This window comes from Streptomyces sp. O3 (genome assembly GCF_054788135.1).
The window spans coordinates 1-206 of the sequence record NZ_JBTVYK010000265.1 but is presented as its reverse complement, the minus strand read 5'-3'; the positions used below and the strand labels follow the sequence as shown (position 1 = coordinate 206).

At 60.2% G+C, this 206-nt stretch carries 1 protein-coding gene; it reads right to left on the bottom strand.

The annotated features are described in order from the left end of the window. Window positions 1-206 (bottom strand): hypothetical protein (locus ACX6XY_RS30595; protein WP_460338034.1); only part of this gene is annotated, 206 nt, incomplete at both ends.

The window sequence follows — 206 nt, the reverse complement described above, 5'->3', positions numbered from 1 at the left end:
GGCTGTTTGATGCCCAGGTTGACGACGTTATAGCCGTTGTTGGACAAAATGATGTCGACGAGGTTCTTGCCGATGTCATGGACGTCGCCGCGGACGGTGGCCAGCACGATCGTGCCCTTGCCCTCCGCGTCACTCTTCTCCATGTGGGGTTCGAGGTAGGCGACCGCGGACTTCATCACCTCAGCCGACTGCAGCACGAACGGCAG